Source organism: Chitinophaga skermanii (genome assembly GCF_003259335.1).
Taxonomy (GTDB): domain Bacteria; phylum Bacteroidota; class Bacteroidia; order Chitinophagales; family Chitinophagaceae; genus Chitinophaga; species Chitinophaga skermanii.
This window is the reverse complement of record NZ_QLLL01000001.1, coordinates 1-20917: the sequence shown is the minus strand read 5'-3', so window position 1 is coordinate 20917 and position 20917 is coordinate 1. Positions and strand designations below refer to the sequence as shown.

Sequence of the window (20917 nt, the reverse complement as noted above, 5' to 3'; positions counted from 1 at the left end):
AAGGCATTTCAAAGGGTTTTCAAAGGCTCGTCAAAGGGAAGTCAAAGGGAAGTCAAAGGCTCGGCATATTGTGCGTAGCTACTTTTAGGCTAACAACAATTCGCATTTAACCCCTTTAAAGTATAAATACGACACAAAACCTACATAAAGGGGCATAAAAAAGAGGCTACCCAAGGGTAGCCTCCTTTCAAAAGTAATAATATGTATTACATACCTAAAATGTAAGCGAAGATCAAAGGAGCAACGATAGTTGCATCTGATTCAACGATGAATTTAGGTGTATTGATATCTAATTTACCCCAAGTGATTTTTTCATTTGGAACGGCGCCAGAGTAAGAACCGTAAGATGTAGTAGAATCAGAGATTTGGCAGAAGTAGCTCCAGAAAGGAACATCATGCCATTCAAGATCTTGGTACATCATAGGTACTACGCAGATTGGGAAATCGCCCGCGATACCACCACCGATTTGGAAGAAACCAACACCTTTACCGCTAGAGTTAGCGCGGTACCAGTCGGTTAAGAACATCATGTACTCGATACCGCTTTTCATAGTGCTTGTTTTCAAGTTGCCTTTGATGCAGTAAGAAGCGAAAATATTACCCATAGTGCTATCTTCCCAACCTGGTACGATGATAGGAATATTTTTTTCAGCGGCTGCAAGCATCCAGCTGTTTTTTGGATCGATTTCGTAATGTTCTTGCATCACACCGCTCAACAACAATTTGTACATGAACTCGTGCGGGAAGTAACGTTCGCCGGCTGTATCGGCATCTTTCCAAATTTTATAGATGTGTTTTTGAATACGGCGGAAAGCTTCTTCTTCAGGGATGCAAGTATCAGTAACGCGGTTGAAACCCTGTTCTAACAAATCCCATTCTTCTTGCGGACTTAAATCGCGGTAGTTAGGTACGCGTTTGTAATGCGTGTGTGCAACAAGGTTCATGATATCTTCTTCCAAGTTAGCACCTGTACAAGAAATGATATCAACTTTACCTTGGCGGATCATTTCTGCGAAAGAAATACCAAGCTCGGCAGTACTCATAGCACCTGCGAGTGTAACCATCATTTTACCACCTTCCAACAAATGGGTTTCGTAGCCTTTGGCTGCGTCTACCAATGCCGCCGCGTTGAAGTGACGGTAATGATGCGTGATAAATTGAGAAATAGGTCCCTTATTCATGTTCGTATCTATATTTAACTATTGCTAAAGAAGCTGCAAAGTTAAGGTAATGAATCGATATTGCAGAGAAAGGTTAACCGGGGTTACATTATTTAACAAATGTAAAAAACCTCTCTACATGAAAGATAGAGAGGCTTTTCTTGGAATCAGTTTAATTTTCGTTTCAACCAAATAAGCTTACGCTTTACGGAGTTTGCGAACTGTTGACAAACCACCATCAGCACCGGCTTTAATGATCTTCCATTGGGTATCATTTTCCAAGGTGATCATGTAAGTTAATGAACCGTTGGCTGTGTATTCCACAACGTTTCTAATGTTTTCATTAGGGTAACGGTGCATTAAACGGCTAATTACCGGTAAAGGTAGGTCGCTGTCGCTAATGACGCGAGAAGTCGCTAATAAGTTACCTTCATCATCGAAATGAGCGGTTACTCTCGACTCTTTAATGTCGAACTTGGCAACGTAGCTTTTTTCATCTTCGTTTGCATACCAAGTTACTTTTGCAGCTCCTGCAAACTCTTGATTAAAAGAGTTAAGTACTTTCTGGTTACTAATGATTGCTTTACCGTATTTATCAGCTGCAAATGAAGTTGCACTGAACAATAGGGCGGCAACACTTAGAATGGCGATTAGTTTTTTCATGGCGGAAAAATTTTTAGGGTCGCGTTAATTGTGTTTGCTGATACAAAAGTAGTATGCTGGATAAGCGGTATCAAGCGAATAGGTAAGAGTGGTGGAACTAGATTAACTGGGTGTTAAGCGTGTTATAACACCCATGAAAATTACCACATTTAAACAACCTGTAACATGCTATGGTAAAGGAGTTGCGCGGATCGAAAGAATGTTGCAAAGTGCATAGTTAAGCTTTTGTTAAACTCAAAATCCGGTATCACTGGTAAATGGAAAAATCGTTGTTACAAAAGCGGACACTTTCCTCTAAAAGCGAACAGCTGCGCCAAATTATCTTATATTTGAATAACAGATTTAAAACTATTCCATTAGCATCAGTAAGGCCCAAACAACCTACAGCAAAGGATTACAAAGCAATCACGGACAAAATGAACTACCTCGCGCATGCATATCTTTCTTTTCATGATCAAGACATCATGCGGGGAAATTTTATCGCCGACTTTGTAAAAGGTAGGCAGATAGAACAATTTGCACCACGCGTACAGCAAGGCATAAGATTACATAGAGCCATCGATACCTTCACCGACGAACACCCCCTTACGAAGGAAGCAAAGCAGTTGTTCAAACCTGCCGTAGGCTTGTACAGCGGCGTTTTCACAGATATCATTTTCGATCATTACTTAGCCAATGACCCCTTACACTTTAGCGATAAACAACTGTACGACTTTTCACAAGAGGCTTACCAAGTTTTGAATACAGACTTTGAACACTTACCGTCGGTATTCAAACAAGTATTACAGTATATGCAGCGAGACAATTGGCTATACAGTTATAAAAACCGGGAGGGTATATTCCAATCGATGAGAGGAGTAAGTAGGCGAGCAAAGTACTTAGAAACACCAGCCGAGGTAACATTCCAAGTGTTCGAGGACCATTACCAAACTTTAGCAAAAATTTACGAGGCCTTCTTCCCTAAATTGGAAGAATATGTAAAAGGCTATATAGCCGAGCATTTGGGCGGCGTCATGCCGGGGTAAAAACCACGGTAAGCCAGCAAAACAAGTGGGAGAGCAGTTGCCCGGAATGACTTATAGTTGTAGTTTTGAGAACAGATTTTAATTATATCAATTAAACCGTTAATGCCATGAAAAGGAACGTTTTTGCAGCAGGCTTGGCGATCGCGCTAGCCTTCGCAAGTTTGTCGACATTTGCCCAAGAGAAAAAATTGCCACCTGTAGATCCGAGCCCGATGGACATGGCGTACTACCCAGCTATGTATCCATATGTTGTAAAGGTAAAAGGTGAACCCGGCGCATTAGTAGCCCGCGTGATCTATAGCCGCCCTCAAAAGAAAGGCCGCGCGATCTTCGGTGATTTACTAGAATATGATAAATTATGGCGTTTAGGCGCGAATGAAGCGAGCGAGATCGAATTCTTCCGTACAGTAACCATTGGTGGTAAAACCGTACCAAAAGGTCGTTATACGATCTATGCGATTCCACACCAATCGAAATGGACAGTGATCTTGAATAAAGACACGGACATTTGGGGTGCCTATAAATACAACCAAACATTGGATGTAGTTAGAACAGACGTACCAACAGAAGCAACACCCGATGAAGTAGAAGCATTTACAATGGCATTTGAGAAAGCAAATGGTGGTGCTGATTTAGTAATGGCATGGGACAAAACCCAAGTAAGCCTACCCATCAAGTTTTCCGACAGCAAACCGGTGGCCACTACAAAACCGGCAACAAAACCTAAAACTGCTACGAAAAAATAATCTTACCTATTGGTAATCAATACGCCGGTTCTTTCAGAGCCGGCTTTTTTTGTGCCCATACATAAAAAAAGAGGCCCGTCTTACGACCAGCCTCCAAAATATTCCTATACCGCAGCGCTAAAGGTTACTGTAAATAAAAGTACCAATGGTACTTCGCGCTTATGGGTCTAAATTTCAAAATAAAAAAGCGGCAAGAATACCGCCTTCAGAAATTTTAACCATATCCTATGAAAAACCTGGATTGAAATTAATTTATTTCATCATACAAGTTCATGCATTCTCGTGAACGCTTAAAAAATCCTCGTGAGTGATAAAATTTGCCCGGATTACGTAAAACCTTGAAATCGATATTTTATGAGCCTATTTAAAAATATAATATAACAAGCTGATTTATACATTATATACATATATTAAACAAGGGAATACCTAAAGCGCAGAGTTTCTAGTATATATGTTTTTTACTATATAATTAATTTTTCATGTTACTGGTTTTCGAGTTCAATTTCCCCAATCGTTCGCGTTTCCTTTTTCAGTACCTTTAGAAACGCCATTTTTTAGGCATCAAATAGTTAATAACCAAGGCTAAAATATAGTTCACATGAAGCTAGGCACTAAATTCATTCACGCCGGCGTGGCCCCCGATCCGTCTACCGGCGCAATTATGACTCCCATTTTTCAAACATCTACTTACGTACAAGAGGCGCCCGGTGTGCATAAAGGCTATGAATATGCCCGTACACAAAACCCAACCCGCGCAGCTTTACAAGATGCACTCGCAGCCGCCGAAAACGGTAATTATGGCCTTTGCTTTGGCAGTGGCCTTGCTGCTACAGATGCCATCCTCAAATTGTTGAACCCTGGCGATGAGGTTATTGCATCAAACGATTTATACGGTGGTACTTACCGCATTTTTACGAAGGTATTTGAGCGTTACGGTATTAAATTCCACTTCACTGCCATGCAAGACGCCAATAGCATTACACCGCTCATCACGGATCGTACGCGTTTAGTATGGGTGGAAACTCCTACCAACCCGCTTCTTAATATTATTGATATTGCTGCCGTATCGAGGATTTCTCAAAACCACAATTTGCTTTTATGTGTCGATAATACATTTGCTTCTCCTTATCTACAGAACCCTTTAGATTTGGGGGCAGATATAGTGGTACACTCTGCTACTAAGTATTTAGGCGGCCATAGCGACGTGGTACATGGTGCTATTATTGTAAAGGAGGAGGCAATTGCACAGCAATTGGCTTTTATCCAAAATAGTTGCGGGGCTGTGCCGGGTCCGCAAGATTGCTTTTTAGTATTGCGGGGATTGAAAACTTTGCACGTTAGGATGCAACGTCATTGCGAGAACGGGGAGAAGATTGCTCATTTCTTACGTAACCACAACAAAGTGGATAAAGTATATTGGGCCGGTTTTACCGATCACCCCAACCACCACGTTGCGAAGGAACAAATGAGGGGTTTTGGTGGTATGATGTCGTTTACTTTAAAAGATGATAGCATTGAAGCTGCTCATAAGGTATTGAGTGGTACCCATTATTTTAGCTTGGCAGAGTCGTTGGGCGGTGTAGAAAGCTTGATTGGTCACCCAGCAAGCATGACCCATGCTTCGATTCCCCGGGAGGAACGTGTAAAAAACGGCTTAGTGGATTCTTTGATTCGCTTGAGTGTAGGGATTGAGGATGTGGAAGATTTGATCGACGATTTAACCCAGGCTATAGGCTAATTGGGGGTAAAATACTACTTGCACGGTTGATTATCATGATTTGTTAACAACCGTGCATGGATATTTAGGCCATTTTTTATTGAAAACAACTTAAATTTAGCTACCGTAACCTTATATTACGGAAAACCGAATACACAACCGATAGTACCTGGCCAACTTCCGTAATGGAATGCGGCAGGTAATTTAGACTTATATGGAACTCCAGCAATTGAAATCATATCTCGATGCCAAGGTGGATCATTACAACCAGCTTGGTTTCATTGCAAGTGACCCAGTCTGTATCCCGCATCGTTTCAGCAAGCTTCAGGATATAGAAATTTCCGGGTTATTTGCAGCCATATTAGCGTGGGGTAACAGAACGACGATTATTAACAAATGCACGGAATTGATGCGGTTGTTTGATAATGCGCCTTACGATTTTATCTTGAACCACCAGCCACGTGAGCGTATGAAACTGATGCAGTTTAAGCATCGTACGTTTAACGGGTTGGATTTGATGTACTTTGTAGAGTTTCTACAGCATTACTACCAGAATGTTACTTCCTTGGAATTTGCTTTTAGTGGGCATCTTTCGGAAGATGATGATAACGTTGAAAATGCACTGAAAGGTTTCAGAACCATGTTCTTTGCACTGGAACACCCGGAGCGTACCAGGAAACATATTTCTACGCCCGCAGCCAACGCGGCTTGTAAAAGGTTGAATATGTTCTTACGTTGGATGGTTAGAAAAGACGATCGTGGCGTAGATTTTGGGATATGGGAGAATATACTGCCTTCGCAACTTGTGATCCCCATGGATGTGCATGTAGCCCGCGTAGCCACTAGACTTGGTTTAATTGAAAAACCGGATGCCTCTTGGAAAAATGCATTGGCACTCACCAACGAACTGAAACAGCTCGATCCTTGGGACCCAGTGAAGTACGACTTCGCATTGTTTGGCTTAGGCGTGATTGAAAAATATGTATAGATTAATTTTTTAGATTGAAGATGAAGCGTTTTTTAAGTTTACTTTTATTAAGCATCAGCGTAACAATTACTTCCCAAGCACAAGAATATGTTGAATTGGGATATAAATTTGATAAGGGATCTGTATTCGAACTACAACAAGAAAGCAGAACAGAAACATACATTACTGTAAATGATGTTGTGCAACGCACGACCCGCGATTATAACAACAAAATCGCCATCAATGTAGTAGATGTTTTACCTGGCAAGTTCCTGCTCTCATTTCAATACAAAGAACTCAAATTCATCTACAACGCTAATAATAGGAATATCCTAGTAGACGCTAATATCAAAAACGAAAAAGAACCCCTGCAAGCCGCTCTCAAAAACTTACTCGATCAAACGTTCACGGTAGATATTCAAACCACAGGTATCATCAATAGTGTTGATGGGCTGGATAATATTCTCGAAAAAGCCGGTGTTGCGTTCAAAGATCTGAAAGAAGATGAAATCGCTGCTTATAAAAAACTATTGAGCGATCAGTTCGGTACCAATGCATTCCGTTCTTGGCTAGAACAATTGCTCGTTATTTATCCATCACATGGTATTAAAACCGGAACCCAATGGGAAGAAAGCGTTCCGCTGAGAACAGGCTTAGTAGGCCGTGTTGACCTATATTGGAACCTGCAACATTGGGATGCCCAAACCGCTAAAATTAACGGTACCGGTAATGTTAACACAGATAAATTGCAAACACTCACAGTAGAAGACGACATCCAAGCAACTGCCGAAATCGGCGGGCAAATTCAAAGCAATTATTTAATCGATCGCGAAAATGGATTCCCCCGCATATGCGTACAGAACACAGAAATGAAAGGTCAATACACGTATAAAGCCAATAAGAAAAAGAAGATTAAACAAGACATCAAAGTACCTGTTCGCATTGTTACCAACGCATCGTATAAGTTCAAACGATTCAAATAACAACTATGCAACCACTGCTTCCTCAATATATTTCCGCCGCAGGCGAATGGCTGACAACAACGCTGGATATCAGCGTTCCCAATGATAACATTACAGAGTCATCACTGGTGAAAGCATTGGCCCAAAAGCTGGAAGCACTTATTAACAACGACTTCGAACAATTCGTATACCTCTTATACAGAGTAGATGTTTCTGAAAATAAAGTAAAAGAACTACTCGCTACCGGCGAATACCCAGAAGTCTATTATCACATTGCACGACTCATCATCGATCGCCAAATTCAAAAATGGAAATCACGCGAAGCACATAAAAACAGCAATTCCGTGCCAGGCGATGATGAAGAAAAATGGTAATCTCATCCAAAAAATATTACAAAATAAAAGGTTGACATAATTGACATGTCAACCTTTTATTTTTCTACTATGAAAACTGGACTAAAACATTAGTTCCTTCACTTTCTCTTTGTCATCTTTCTCCTTATCTAAATCGAAGAAAGTACCGAATACACGGTCCCAAAAAGCAGTGCTTACCCCGAAGCCTTTATCATCGCTTTTGTAGTGATGTAAATGATGGTTACGCCATAGTGGCTTCATCGATTTAAAAGGCGGGTTCCACGCGTGTATAGCGTAATGCATACTTCCATAGCAGAGGTACCCAAATATAAACCCGGGAAAAAACATATACGCTACACTACCCATTGCCAAATAGAACAAGGCAAATAATACCGACGAAATAATTAAGCTCGGCACGGGCGGCATAAATAAACGTTGTTTATCGCGGGGATATTCATGGTGATTACCATGCATTACGTAAATGATTTTACGGAGCCGCGGTTTTTCCGTGGCAAAGTGAAAAATAAACCGGTGCATGATATACTCAAATAATGTCCACACAAATACCCCGCTTAAGAATACGAGCGCAATTCTGCCTACGCTGTTCAAATAAGCATCGTAACTATGGTATAATAAGTAACCAATTATAGGAATATACATGCCCCAAATAACCAAGGGGTGTGTTTTGGTAAGCATTTCCAGGTACTGACTTTCGAATAACCTTGCCTGGCCTTTGTTCTTAATCTTTTCGAATTTCATGAGTTCCTATGTTTAATGAGTATTTCCAAAAAAACAATTGGTAACAGCTATAGGTTCACAAAATCACGAAACAGCCAACCGAATATTTAAGATTAACAATAAAACGGTGGTAGTCCGTGTAAAGATTTGATATTGCAAATATCGTATCAAATCAGACACGATACGTCAAATTCCGTGCAAGTTTTTTATGAAGAATGATGAATGGCAGCAAATACTACACAATGACTCATGGCTTATTCTATGAGAAATAAAAGAAGATAGACAACATTTATATGTTGTAATTAATAATATAAAATTCACTCAAGAGAAACGCTTAAGAATTATACATTGCGTGCGACGGGCTAATTATACGATAATCGAAACTTGTTGAGATTGGGTTTATACGCCCGGTTTCGCTGCAATTCGTAGTTGTAGATAATTTCTCCTATTTCGCGGAAGAATGGGTATCCCAATTCCTCGTATTCATACTTGTTATCGTTCAATATCCCATCGCGGTTCACATATATCGTACCGCTGAGCATAAAATCCACTTCGTGTTCGAAATCTACGATATAGGCCACATCGGTTAAATACCCGTACGACCAGCCCGTTTTGTTGAACACCCGAATATTGCTGGGTATCTTCTGCCTGCCATCTTTAAAAAAGAAGAACTTGGTATAGCTATCGAAAAACTCCGTGGTATCGTATATGGGCGAGCGCGATTCGCGTGGCAATTCGCTCATAGCCGTTAATAGTAGCTTGGTATCGCTACCTGTGAGTTGGAAACGTTGTGATAATGGTACTGATTGTGGGAAAATAATGGATGTGAGTATTTGTTGTAAATCAAGTAAAGGCACTGTATTATGCCGTGTAAAATCCATCGGTTCATTAATCAAGCTATCTTGGCTGTTCCATCGACCTTTGCCGACAAATACTTTAGGTAATTTGTCGTAATTATAGGTAGAGATGGTAGCTTGCTTTTCTACCACTAATTTGCCTTTTTTGTTGTAAAACTGAATGTTACGTGTTACTAGGTTCTCACTTTCAGGAATGGGGGCAAATCTGCGGAGGATGCGGCTATTGGGGTAGCCTTTTGCGTGCAACATTTTATTGGCATTGTGTAAGCCTACGAATTCGAATAATTGGTTATAAGCATCATTATCACTCACAAGAAATACTTTCCGAATATACTGTGCAATCGATGGAATGCTGCTATCGTATGATGCTGCATGCGTTCTTGCGTTCTGTACTTCCATACGGGTGTACTTATTTAAACCTTTTACCCTTTCTTGGTTCATCAATTCCAAAGCCATTAATGCCATGGGCATTTTAACAGTAGAGGCAGGATTGAAATATTTATCCTTGTTAACAGCATAACAATAGTTGTGTAGGGTAGGAGTATTATATCGATTATAATCGATTTTAGTGTAAATGATTTGGTACTGAAACGAATCGGGATGCTGTAAGATATGCTTCAACTTTGGCGATCCTTTCTCCATTAACAACTTCACTAAAAAAGAATCCGTTTGCTCCTGCGCAGTTGCAGCAGCAGCATTTATTATCATACAGGTTAAAAGCAAGATTCGCTTCATATTCAATACGCTATTTTTCTTATCATAAATATATAAAACAAGCGCTTTCCTTTACCCACGTGGGCTTGCCACTTATAATTTTTATTTGTTCGGCCACAGGCTTATATTTGGGTAATTCATACGCGCCAAAATACAACAACATGAAACTGGTTACTTATTTAAGAGAAGGAGTCGACCAACTCGCTATCCTCGTAGACGGGCTCCTCTACAACACCAACGAGTTACACCCCGAGCTGCCATCGAGCATGAATATGTTCTTAATGATGTGGGACGATGTGATTGGAATTGCTAAAACTGTAGACCATAGTTTAAAGCAAGGTACGAAGCCTTCCCGCGTGATCGGTATTCCTGTAGAATCTGTTCAAATTATGGCTCCAGTACCTTTCCCTACGTCTTGTAGAGATGGTTACGCCTTCCGTCAACACGTAGCTGCTGCACGCCGCAACCGTAGGGTAGATATGATTCCAGAGTTCGACCAATATCCAATTTTCTACTTCACCAACCACAACGCTATTCAAGGCCCGGGCGAAATACCCTGTATGCCTGATCATTTCAATAAATTGGATTTTGAACTGGAAGCTGCTATCGTTATTTGTAAACATGGTAGAAATATCCCCGCTGCTGAGGCTGACGAGTACATTGGTGGCTACATGATTATGAACGACATGAGCGCCCGTACTTTACAAATGGAAGAAATGTTGCTCAACCTTGGTCCTGCTAAAGGCAAGGATTTCAGTACAGTAATTGGTCCTATGTTCGTTACGCCCGACGAATTAGAGGAATTCTTAGTGCCTGCCAAAGAAGGCCATGTAGGCAATGCGTACAACTTGAAAATGAAGTGCTGGGTGAATGGGGTGCAAGTTAGTGAAGGTAATTTGGCCGATATGGATTGGACATTTGCGGAAATCGTGGAAAGATGTTCATATGGTGCCAATATTTTACCAGGCGATGTAATAGGCTCTGGCACAGTTGGAACCGGTTGCTTCTTGGAGTTGAATGGTACCGGTAAACTAAATGATCCTAATTACCAAGAACAATGGTTACAAGCCGGCGACGTGGTAGAAATGGAGATCGAAGGTTTAGGTAAACTACATAACACCATCATCGCAGAAGAAAGCGATTTCTCCATCCTCGCTTTGAAAAAGAAATAATCACGCTAACGCAAACACGACAATGAAAACAATCATCCCAGGTGAAGTAAAAACAAGTGACCTGCACGCCATTTTACTAGGTGCTGTTTCGCCACGACCAATTTGCTTTGCCAGTACGATCGACGAAAACGGGCAACCGAATTTATCGCCGTTCAGCTTTTTCAACGTGTTCGGGTCAAACCCCGCTACGCTGATATTTTCACCCGCTCGCCGCGTTCGCGACAATACCACCAAGCATACGCTTTCGAATGTATATGCTAATAAGGAAGTGGTGATCAACGTTGTGTCGTACAACATGGTACAACAAGCATCCTTATCCAGTTGCGAATACCCAGTAGGTGTAAACGAGTTCGAGAAAGCGGGCTTTACTGCTATTCCTTCGGAAAAAATAAAGCCTTTCCGTGTAAAGGAAAGTCCCGTTCAAATTGAGTGTATTGTAAAACAAATTATAGAAACCGGTACCAATGGCGGTGCAGGTAACCTCGTAATTTGCGAACCAGTGGCAATCCATGTGAACGAAGATGTATTAACAGAACAAGGCAAAATCGACCCGCATAAAATTGACCTAGTAGCTAGGATGGGAGGCGATTATTATTGCCGTGCCAGTGGTGATGCAGTATTTGAAGTAGCGAAACCCAATACGCAATTAGGCATTGGCGTGGATGCATTACCAGCTTCTATCAAAACCAGCCACATCCTAACCGGCAACAACCTCGGGCAACTCGGCAATGTACACGAAATGCCGAGCATAGATCCTACTTTCCACGACGATCACCTGAAAAATATTGTGCAATACTTCAGCGTGAATCCGACAGATATGGAACGCGAATTACATCTCTACGCAAAAACGTTGCTCGATGATAATAAAGTAGATGCTGCATGGCAAGTTTTATTATCAAACGCATAACAATATTTGATGTATCATATAAAAAAAGTCCTTCTACATGTAGAAGGACTTTTTTTATATAGTAGTTTGTATACTAACTTATTTATTGCCACCGAATACTTTTTGTAATAACTCGGTTACACGCGCACCTGGATTAGCACGGATGTTGGCTTCTTCTTTACCAATTTGGTCGAACAATGCCTTCACCGCCATGTCCGTTACATAGTTCTGCAAGTTCGGATCTACTTTTGTAAATGAAGTAGGGAGCTTGTTATATGTAGTAACAATTTGCGAGTAATAAGCAGTAGCACTTGTTTTATTCAAAGCGTTTTCTACTACTGGCATAAATGCTCTTTTCAACGTATCGGTTGCTTTTCCGCGGAAATAATCCGTTGCAGAAGTATTGCCACCTGTTACGAGTTTAATTGCATCGGTGATCGTCATTTGTTTGATAGCATCTACGAAGATAGGTTTTGCATAGCCTACTGCATCTTCCGCGGCGCGGTTGATTTGTAAGATCGCTTTATCTACTTCATTACCTAAGCCAATTTTACGCAAAGTGGATTCTAACTTCACGGCATCGGCAGGCAACAATACTTTATAAATATCACTCCCAAAGAAACCATCCTTCTTGTTCAACAGGGAAATACCGTTCGCAATACCTTGCGCCAATGCTTCTTTAATACCTGCACCTGCTTCTTTTTCTGATACACTGCTGCTACCGCCACTTAAAATAGAGCCTAAGATGCTGCTAGTTGAAGTTTTCGTGTTGCTAGTATTTGTATTAGTGTTAGTAGGTGTGGTTGTGGTGGTAGTAGAAGTATTGGTATTCGTGTTGGTAGTAGACCCGTTGTTCGTCGTTGAACTGTTGTTATTGTTATTATTACCACCCAATGCTACATCTAACACAGCACCGAGTATGTTTGTAACAGTATTATTGTTAGAAGCATTGTTTGCTGTGGTGGTAGTAGTAGCCGGGGTAGTAGTAGTGGTTACAGCCGTTGTAACAACTGTATCTGCTTTTGCAGCAGTGGTAGTTGTTGATGTTTTTGCTGTGGTGGTTTTTGTGGTTTTAGCTTTCGCCTTTGTGGTTGTTTTTTTCTTCGTTTGTGCTTCCACGGCAGAAGAAAGAATGCATACGCCGGCTGCTAATAAAAGTGATTTTTTAAACATATTGTTGTTGATTCGGTATATGAGACGCATAGGTTGTAACAAGGTTTAACCCTTGCAAAGTTAAATTTATTATTGATGTAAGCTCAACAACGGGATACTTGTTTTGAAAGCCAAGCGGGAAGTGTTGCTGCGCTTGAAGATGCTATCAAAAAACCCATGTTTGCGAGGTACTACTAGTATTAAATCGGCATTTTCGCTGGTAGCAAAGTCGATAATTCCGTTTACCACGTTGCTATTCTCCACGAAGCGGTAATCTGGGTTATACGGCGCTAAGAAAGTATCTAGCACCAAGCCCTCCATTGGTTGAGCACCGGAAATCTCTTTCCCTTCTGGGTGAACATTCGCTACAATCAGTTCTGGCTTTAATAAATCCAAGATCGCTGTTAATTTCTTCATCGGCGTAGTTTCTACAACGCGTTTAAGATCGCAAGCGAAAACAACTTTCTTGATCGGTTTGAAGCTGGCCTCGATGGGCACTACGAATACTGGGTACTGGGTGTTTTTCACCACATCCACGGTATTGGAGCCTACGAGGATTTCTTCCAAGTTACTGCCGCCAATAATACCCATCACGATAAAATCTGTATGCTCAGCAGCGGCTACCTCGTTGATGTTGGCAGCCAATAAGTGGTTATCGGCGCGGGAAACGAGTTCACAGCCGGCCGGGATATACGGGGCCAACTCGGTTTCCATCTTCTGCAAACCATCTAAACTCGACAAGCGCAATTCATCTACATCTACCATAGGCACAGCCGTAGGCAAATCCGGGATAGGTACAATCAACTCGTACGCGTGGTATAACACTACGCGGGTAGCCGATATTTGCCCCGCTAATTGCAAAGCATATTGCGCCGCATTGTAGGCTGCATCTGAAAAATCGGTGGGTACTAAAATCGTTTTCATGAATCTTCTGATTTAAAAATTAAAACCTGGTTTATCTATTACTCAACTAGCGGTTCTTTTGTTTAGTCATTTTACTTATACAATAATCTTACCATCCTTCTGAACACCCTTATTATATCATTAAATATAACCATACCTGGCCAGTTTTGGCCTGATTTAGAGCATGTTTTGCCTTGATTTTACCCCAAACCATATGATCTTGCCCCAATAACCGCGAAATAAATTATTTTTGCACTCCAAAAACAAGCAATTTCATTAAAAGGGCTTTTGCCCGAATTTAGATACAACCATGAGCGTAAGTAGTACTCAACATTTATCAGAACAAGAAATCATTAGGCGCGAAAAATTGCAGGAGCTGCAAAATTTAGGCATTGATCCTTATCCTGCGCCAGAATACCCGGTAAATGCTACGGCAATCCAGATAAAGCAACGCTACTCGGAAGAAACGAAGTCTGAATTCGAAAACGTATGCATCGCCGGTCGTGTTATGAGTGTTAACGACATGGGTAAGGCTAACTTTGCTAAAATTCAAGATCATACGGGTGTTATCCAGGCGTATATCCGTCGCGATGATATCTGCCCCGGTGATGATAAAACAATGTTCAACACGGTTTGGAAGAAATTAGTCGATAATGGCGATATCGTAGGTATTAAAGGCTACGCTTTCACCACTAAAACTGGCGAAATTTCAGTACACGCAAGAGAATTCACCTTATTATCAAAGGCTTTACGCCCTTTACCTACCGTTAAGGAAAAAGACGGTGAAGTATTTGATGCCGTAACTGATCCAGAGTTTAAATACCGCCAACGTTATGCAGATTTGATCATCAACCCGCAAGTGAAGGATACCTTCATCAAGCGTACGAAGATCATGCAAACGATCCGCGAGTTCTATAATAATTTGGGTTACTTGGAAGTAGAAACGCCTATTCTCCAACCTATCCCAGGTGGTGCTACCGCCCGCCCATTCATTACCCACCACAATACGCTCGATATGCCATTATACTTGCGTATTGCTAACGAGCTGTATCTCAAACGTTTAATCGTAGGCGGCTTCGAAGGTGTGTTCGAATTTGCGAAAGATTTCCGTAATGAAGGGATGGACCGTACGCACAACCCAGAGTTTACCGTAATGGAAATGTACGCCGCGTACAAAGATTACGAATGGATGATGAAAACAACAGAAACCCTGTTGGAAAAAATCGCCCTCGCTTTACACGGCACTACAGAAGTGCCAGTAGGTGAGAAAATGATCAATTTCAAAGCTCCTTTTGCACGCGTAACAATGTTCGATGCCATTAAAGAACATACCGGCTTCGATATCAGCAATATGAACGAAGACGAAATTCGTGGCGTTTGTAAAGAATTAGGCTTACACCCTGAAGCTAGCTGGGGTAAAGGCAAGTTGATCGACGAAATTTTCGGCGAAAAATGTGAATTCAACTACGTACAACCAACTTTCATTACCGACTACCCAGTTGAAATGAGCCCGTTAACAAAGAAACACCGTAACAAACCGGGATTAGTTGAACGTTTCGAGTTGATGGTGAACGGTAAAGAGATCGCTAACGCTTACTCCGAGTTGAACGACCCAATCGATCAACGCGAACGCTTTGAAGAACAAGTGAAATTGATGGAACGTGGCGATGATGAAGCGATGTACATCGATTACGACTTCTTACGTGCCTTAGAATACGGTATGCCGCCAACATCTGGTATCGGTATCGGTATCGATCGTTTAACGATGATGATGACGAACCAACCGTCTATTCAAGATGTACTATTCTTCCCGCAAATGCGCCCAGAGAAAACAGAATCTACTGAAGAACAAGCGTAACCGCTTTAATTCATATTTTTTGCAAGCCGCCTCTACTTGTTAGAGGCGGCTTGCTTGTTTTTATAAACATCCTTCGCCCCCAAACGTTACCTAAAGAAAAGATCATCATGAAAACCATCATTCCAACCAGGGTAGCAGTCGTGATTTTCGGCATTATCCTAGCCATCTTCGGGATTACACATTTTAAAATGGGCTCTACCATGTCGGCCCTTGTACCATTACCAGGCGGGGTTATTTGGGTATATGTAACAGGCGTAGCCTTGATACTGGCGGCCGTATCGTTCATATTCGACCGGAAAGTGAGGCTGAGTGGGTATTTGTTTGCTTTATTTTTATTGATCGTGATATTCGTAGTGCATGTACCACTGGCCACTACGGGCGACCCAATGGCCATTACCAACATTTTAAAAGATACGGGTTTGATGATGGGAGCAATTGTAATTGCCAACACATCGGACAATTAAAAGCATTAAAAAAGGGCAGTAAGAGTACTGCCCTAAAATTTAGACCATATCCTATGAAAAACCTCCTTAAAATTAGTACACATCACTGCATCCATTAGCAGAAACTGCTATTTGTGTAAGAAAAATTTATACTTGGTGTGTTTCAGTGATTCTTTGGTATTTCGTTTATGGATTTGCTCGCACGTTCATCAAAGAATTCAAATAATTTGGGTTTGATTTTCTTATCTAGCAATAAATTCACGGGAAATTCGTGATTGCGGGTTAATTTTATCCCTTCGCATGCAAATGCGTCTACAACTACAAACTAGTCAACTAATTATGAGAAGTAAGCACAAAATCTTACCGGTTGCTATCACTGGTTTAGCGATGTTGGCCATGAGCCATTCCGCCAGCGCACAAAAAAAGGAACTCGGTTTCGAAGACATCTTCAAACGTCCACCTGCAGGTCTTACCAACCAATTACCGTTCGTAACGGGTTGGGCCGATAACGACGCATACCTCGAAATGCGTAGAGAAGCCAATGGCAGCATGAAAACCTGGAAAGTAAATGCATTAACCGGTAAAGATGAAGTGTATGTGCCACCGGTTGGTACACACAATACCGTTTTCGTGAGAGAAAATGATGTGTTCATCAAATCCCCGGAAGGCGTTGAAACTAGGTTAACGAATGACAAAGAAGAGGAAAAAAATCCGACCCTTTCGCCCGATGAAAAATTTGTTGCTTTCACCCGCAACAATAACTTATACTCTGTAGAAGTAGCTTCTAAGAAAGAAACACAATACACAACCGATGGCTCCGACGTTATTTACAACGGGTGGGCTTCTTGGGTGTATTTTGAAGAAATTCTTGGTCGCCCTACACGCTACCGTGCTTTCTGGTGGAGCCCCGATAGCAAAAACATCGCGTATATGCGCTTCGATGATACCAAGGTGCCAGTTTTCCCTATCTATAGCGAAAAAGGTCAACACGGCTACTTGGAAAATACCCGCTACCCGAAAGCCGGCGATCCAAACCCGGAAGTTAAAGTAGGTATCGTACCTGTTGGTGGTGGCGCTACCGTATGGGCCGATTTCAACCCGAAAGACGACCAATACTTCGGTACGCCATTCTGGACACCAGATGGCAGCACTTTATGGTTGCAATGGATGCCTCGTCAACAAGACAATTTAAAGATCTACGCTATCAACCCTGCTACAGGAGCTAAAAAAGAAGTGTACGATGAGAAGCAGAAGACTTGGGTTGACTGGTTCAAAGACGTGTATTTCTTACAAGGCGGTAAAGGTTTCATGGTAATGAGTGATAAATCTGGTTGGGACCATATTTACCATTATAACATGGACGGTAGCTTGAAAACACAAATCACCAACGGTAACTGGCGTGTAAAAGACGTGTTGTATGTAGATGAGAAAAAACAACTCGTTTACTTCACGGCGCGTAAAGAAGCAACTACCCGTTTCGATTTATATAAAGTGAGCTTGAAAGGCGGTGCTCCAACCCGTTTAACTTTCGGCGATTTCAGCCACGATGTAAAATTATCACCTAATGGTACTTACTTCGTTACAACGTATTCCAACTTAAAAACACCTACCCGCATCGCGTTATTGAACACGAACGGTAAAGTGATCAAAGAATTGGGTAATGCAAAAGGTGCTGAATTCGACAACTACAACTTAGCCACCAACGACTTACGCACATATAAAACCCGTGATGGCTTAGAATTACCTATGACTATCATGTGGCCTTTACACATGGAAGCAGGTAAAAAATACCCTGTAATTATTAGCATTTATGGTGGTCCTGATGCCGGTACTGTATACGATACTTGGAAAAACGATCTTTCAGCACAGTGGTTGTCGAAAGAAGGTATTATCCAAGTAGCAGTAGATAACCGTGCTGGTGGTCATTTAGGTAAAGTGGGTATGAACTATATTCACCGCAACTTAGGTATTCACGAGATTGAAGACTTTATGGATGCTGCGAAATGGTTAACAACGCAAGCAGGCGTAGATGCGAGCAAAATGTGTATTACCGGCGGTAGCTTTGGTGGTTACATGACGGCGATGGCATTAACTTATGGAGCAGATGTATTTACCCATGGTATTGCGAATTACAGCGTAACGGATTGGGCATTGTATGATTCACATTATACAGAGCGTTACATGGATACACCACAAGAGAATCCAGAAGGGTATAAAAATACCAACGTAATGACACATGCAGAGAAATACAAAGGCTTATTGCGTATTGTACACGGCACAATGGACGATAACGTTCACATGCAGAACAGTATTCAATTGGTAGATAAATTAGAGAATTTGAACAAGCATTTCGAGTTTATGGTATATCCAGGCGAGCGACATGGTTGGGGTGGTGTGAAACGTATTCATTCAAGAGATGAATCTTACCGTTTCTACTACCAAAACTTGTTGAATAAACCTTTCCCGGCTGCTTTCAACCAGAAATAAGCGAATAGCTATCATAAAAAGAAAGCCAGTTCTATCTAATAGAGCTGGCTTTTTTAATTGCCTATAAGGCAACAATAAATTGCTTAACGAAATTTTAGATAGAAAATATATACGCGGTGGAAAATAAGATAGGTAGAGGGATGTAGGAAAAAAAACAGGGCTGCAAGAATACAGCCCCGAAAAATTTTAACCATATCTTTATTGAAAAACCTAGTACAAATTTCTATAATTTAGGAACATAGTTAATTTGGAATTTAGCGAACGATGTATTTTGCTTGGTAAACGCGCGACTTTGACCGTTAACCGCTTTCGCGAATACGTTATATAATGGTTAATCTTATATTAAGGGATTGATTTAGTGCTACTTAAAAATAATTTCGCAGAATTGAAATCCAGGGGAAAACACTTTACGTAAGTACCCGGTATATTGACTCTCTACTATTAGAATATTTGGTTGCTACAAATAAAAAAAGGCGGTAAGAATACCGCCTCTGTAATAATTTTAACCATATCCTATGAAAAACCTAACACAAAGATATAGTCGCCATATATAGTTATTTCTTTAAATCCGTGAACGTAGTAAAATAGCTCGTAAAGTACCAATATATCTAATTGAGCTATTATATTAAATTTAATCACAAATTAAATTTAATTATCATCACCCTATACGTTTCCCATTCTCAACTTTCCTATCTGGTTGAATTAGAACGACTTCCTTATTTTCTCCCACTACACCTAGCACGAGGCACTCAGAGAAAAAATTAGCGATTTGTTTTACAGGAAAGTTTACAACTGCTATAATTTGTTTACCAATTAGTTCCTCTTGCTGGTACAAAACAGTGATTTGGGCAGATGAACGTTTTATCCCGATCTCTTCCCCGAAGTCAATTGTTAGTTGAAAAGCCGGGTTTTTCGCTTTGGGAAAAGGCTGTGCTTCGATAATGGTACCTACGCGGATCTCTACTTTTTCAAAGTCTGGCCATGTAATCGTTTCCATATTCAATCTATTTAAAGTTCTAAGTGTTAGTAATGTAGGAAGATTGACCGCATTTTGGAATAATTTCTGCAATAATTTTTAGCGTTAAACTTTCTGTATGAGATACCTTTTGTTTTTTAGCGTTCTGATTATGATGGCGGCTTGCAATAGTAAGCCTACCCCGCAAGCTCCTCCTACCGACACTACCATCCTGTTACCAGATGGAGATACTACCACCCGCCCAGCCATGCAAATCCCAGATTCGCTGGTTGTACGCGTAGATACCAGCGGTGTGTTTATTGGTGACCTACAAGTACATAGCAACGCAGAATTGGGTAGCAAACTGCTCGATACCCTCAACGATATGTACCAAACCATGCACCAGCTACCAAAAGGTATCGCCCTCCTGTTCTCCGATCAAATTCTCATGGGTGTTCGCGGCAATGTTCACGACGCGGTAAAAGATGCCCAAAACAATATGTTGTCCATCGTAGCCGACCAACAGTTCCATACTTCCATGAAGAAGTTACAACAGGCCCAAAAAGATAGTTTAATGCAGCAATTTCCCATTCTCTACCAAAAACACTAACCAAATATTGTTGCATACTGCGAAATTCCTTCTTACACCCGCAGGAAGGAGCTTTGTAATTATTTGATAATCAATGACTCAGCAAGGGCATTTTTGCTAAACTCAATAGGCATAGGCATTTCAGCGTCTGGAGATAGGCTTTAGATAGGCTTAGGATAGGGTCGAGATAGGCTTTAGATAGGGTAGGGATAGGGTGGAGATAGGGTAAGTACTGGAAAAAGATATGTCACGTCCTAAAATAGGTTTACACCCTTGTTAGATAATCCGGATAAAGGTTTACACCTGTAGTTGTTAATCCGTATAATAGTTTACAGTTCCAAAGATTAAAAAAAAGAACCTATTACTACTACTTATTATAGTTTTTCTTTTTTTGCTTCTTTTTTTCTTTTTACAATCCACCTGGATTTGTGGATAACCGGCCTTGGGCACCTGTAGGTGACGCACCCTTTTGCTGCCATCTCATGGCCATTTTACCATGTTGATGATGCGCTTGTGCAGGGGTTAAGTAGTTGCAGCTACTGTGTGGCCGCTGCTCGTTGTAAATGGTGA

19 protein-coding genes are annotated in these 20917 nt (G+C 41.1%); 12 read left to right on the top strand and 7 right to left on the bottom strand.

From position 1 onward, the window contains the following. Positions 1-206: 206 nt before the first annotated feature. Together LX64_RS00095 and LX64_RS00090 are read right to left on the bottom strand one after the other, a co-directional pair. Entirely contained in the window at positions 207-1181 is a 975-nt protein-coding gene (locus LX64_RS00095; protein WP_111595573.1) for a deoxyhypusine synthase family protein, read from the bottom strand. Positions 1182-1358: 177 nt separating this feature from the next. Beyond that, the gene (locus LX64_RS00090; RefSeq protein WP_111595572.1) at positions 1359-1823 is read right to left on the bottom strand and encodes a PepSY-like domain-containing protein; all 465 of its coding nucleotides are present in this window, start codon (positions 1821-1823) and stop codon (positions 1359-1361) included. Between the two features lie 329 nt (positions 1824-2152). Here LX64_RS00090 and LX64_RS00085 point away from each other — a divergent pair, with 329 nt between their 5' ends. From LX64_RS00085 to LX64_RS00060, 6 genes are all read left to right on the top strand, one after another. Further along, the gene (locus tag LX64_RS00085) at positions 2153-2848 is read left to right on the top strand and encodes an acyl carrier protein phosphodiesterase (RefSeq protein ID WP_158538478.1); all 696 of its coding nucleotides are present in this window, start codon (positions 2153-2155) and stop codon (positions 2846-2848) included. A gap of 107 nt (positions 2849-2955) precedes the next feature. Then, positions 2956-3594 (top strand): DUF2911 domain-containing protein, encoded by a 639-nt coding sequence (locus LX64_RS00080; RefSeq protein WP_111595570.1) that lies wholly within the window; start codon positions 2956-2958, stop codon positions 3592-3594. 598 nt (positions 3595-4192) lie between these two features. After that, complete coding sequence (locus LX64_RS00075) at positions 4193-5332, top strand: cystathionine gamma-synthase (protein WP_111595569.1); 1140 nt, start codon at positions 4193-4195, stop codon at positions 5330-5332. Between the two features lie 193 nt (positions 5333-5525). After that, positions 5526-6299 (top strand): TIGR02757 family protein, encoded by a 774-nt coding sequence (locus tag LX64_RS00070; RefSeq protein ID WP_111595568.1) that lies wholly within the window; start codon positions 5526-5528, stop codon positions 6297-6299. A gap of 20 nt (positions 6300-6319) precedes the next feature. Beyond that, positions 6320-7261, top strand: coding sequence for a DUF6263 family protein (locus LX64_RS00065; RefSeq protein ID WP_111595567.1), 942 nt, complete (start codon positions 6320-6322; stop codon positions 7259-7261). Positions 7262-7266: 5 nt separating this feature from the next. Beyond that, positions 7267-7614, top strand: coding sequence for a hypothetical protein (locus LX64_RS00060; protein ID WP_111595566.1), 348 nt, complete (start codon positions 7267-7269; stop codon positions 7612-7614). Positions 7615-7695: 81 nt separating this feature from the next. Here the strand turns inward: LX64_RS00060 and LX64_RS00055 are convergent, their stop codons facing one another. Further along, positions 7696-8352: a sterol desaturase family protein gene (locus tag LX64_RS00055; RefSeq protein WP_111595565.1), complete on the bottom strand. Its 657-nt coding sequence runs from the start codon at positions 8350-8352 to the stop codon at positions 7696-7698. Positions 8353-8693: 341 nt separating this feature from the next. Then, complete coding sequence (locus LX64_RS00050) at positions 8694-9923, bottom strand: serine hydrolase (protein WP_111595564.1); 1230 nt, start codon at positions 9921-9923, stop codon at positions 8694-8696. A gap of 140 nt (positions 9924-10063) precedes the next feature. On the opposite strand from LX64_RS00050, the gene LX64_RS00045 reads away from it, so the two are divergent. Together LX64_RS00045 and LX64_RS00040 are read left to right on the top strand one after the other, a co-directional pair. Continuing rightward, positions 10064-11074 carry a fumarylacetoacetate hydrolase family protein gene (locus LX64_RS00045; protein WP_111596304.1) on the top strand — a complete coding sequence of 337 codons (1011 nt, stop codon included), beginning with the start codon at positions 10064-10066 and terminating at the stop codon, positions 11072-11074. Positions 11075-11096: 22 nt separating this feature from the next. After that, on the top strand, positions 11097-11981 hold the full coding sequence (locus LX64_RS00040; RefSeq protein ID WP_111595563.1) for a flavin reductase family protein: 885 nt from the start codon (positions 11097-11099) through the stop codon (positions 11979-11981). A gap of 78 nt (positions 11982-12059) precedes the next feature. On the opposite strand, the gene LX64_RS00035 is transcribed toward LX64_RS00040, so the two are convergent. Beyond that, entirely contained in the window at positions 12060-13133 is a 1074-nt protein-coding gene (locus LX64_RS00035; protein ID WP_111596303.1) for a DUF4197 domain-containing protein, read from the bottom strand. Positions 13134-13202: 69 nt separating this feature from the next. Beyond that, positions 13203-14036 (bottom strand): universal stress protein, encoded by an 834-nt coding sequence (locus tag LX64_RS00030; RefSeq protein ID WP_111595562.1) that lies wholly within the window; start codon positions 14034-14036, stop codon positions 13203-13205. A gap of 289 nt (positions 14037-14325) precedes the next feature. Here LX64_RS00030 and lysS point away from each other — a divergent pair, with 289 nt between their 5' ends. From lysS to LX64_RS00015, 3 genes are all read left to right on the top strand, one after another. After that, entirely contained in the window at positions 14326-15873 is a 1548-nt protein-coding gene (lysS, locus tag LX64_RS00025) for a lysine--tRNA ligase (protein ID WP_111595561.1), read from the top strand. Positions 15874-15980: 107 nt separating this feature from the next. Then, positions 15981-16337 carry a DoxX family protein gene (locus LX64_RS00020; protein WP_111596302.1) on the top strand — a complete coding sequence of 119 codons (357 nt, stop codon included), beginning with the start codon at positions 15981-15983 and terminating at the stop codon, positions 16335-16337. Between the two features lie 318 nt (positions 16338-16655). Further along, positions 16656-18803 (top strand): S9 family peptidase, encoded by a 2148-nt coding sequence (locus tag LX64_RS00015; protein ID WP_111596301.1) that lies wholly within the window; start codon positions 16656-16658, stop codon positions 18801-18803. Between the two features lie 658 nt (positions 18804-19461). On the opposite strand, the gene LX64_RS00010 is transcribed toward LX64_RS00015, so the two are convergent. Further along, entirely contained in the window at positions 19462-19800 is a 339-nt protein-coding gene (locus LX64_RS00010; protein ID WP_111595560.1) for a tRNA-binding protein, read from the bottom strand. A gap of 97 nt (positions 19801-19897) precedes the next feature. Between LX64_RS00010 and LX64_RS00005 the strand changes: the two genes are divergently transcribed. After that, the gene (locus LX64_RS00005; protein WP_148707141.1) at positions 19898-20368 is read left to right on the top strand and encodes a hypothetical protein; all 471 of its coding nucleotides are present in this window, start codon (positions 19898-19900) and stop codon (positions 20366-20368) included. Positions 20369-20917: the final 549 nt, after the last annotated feature.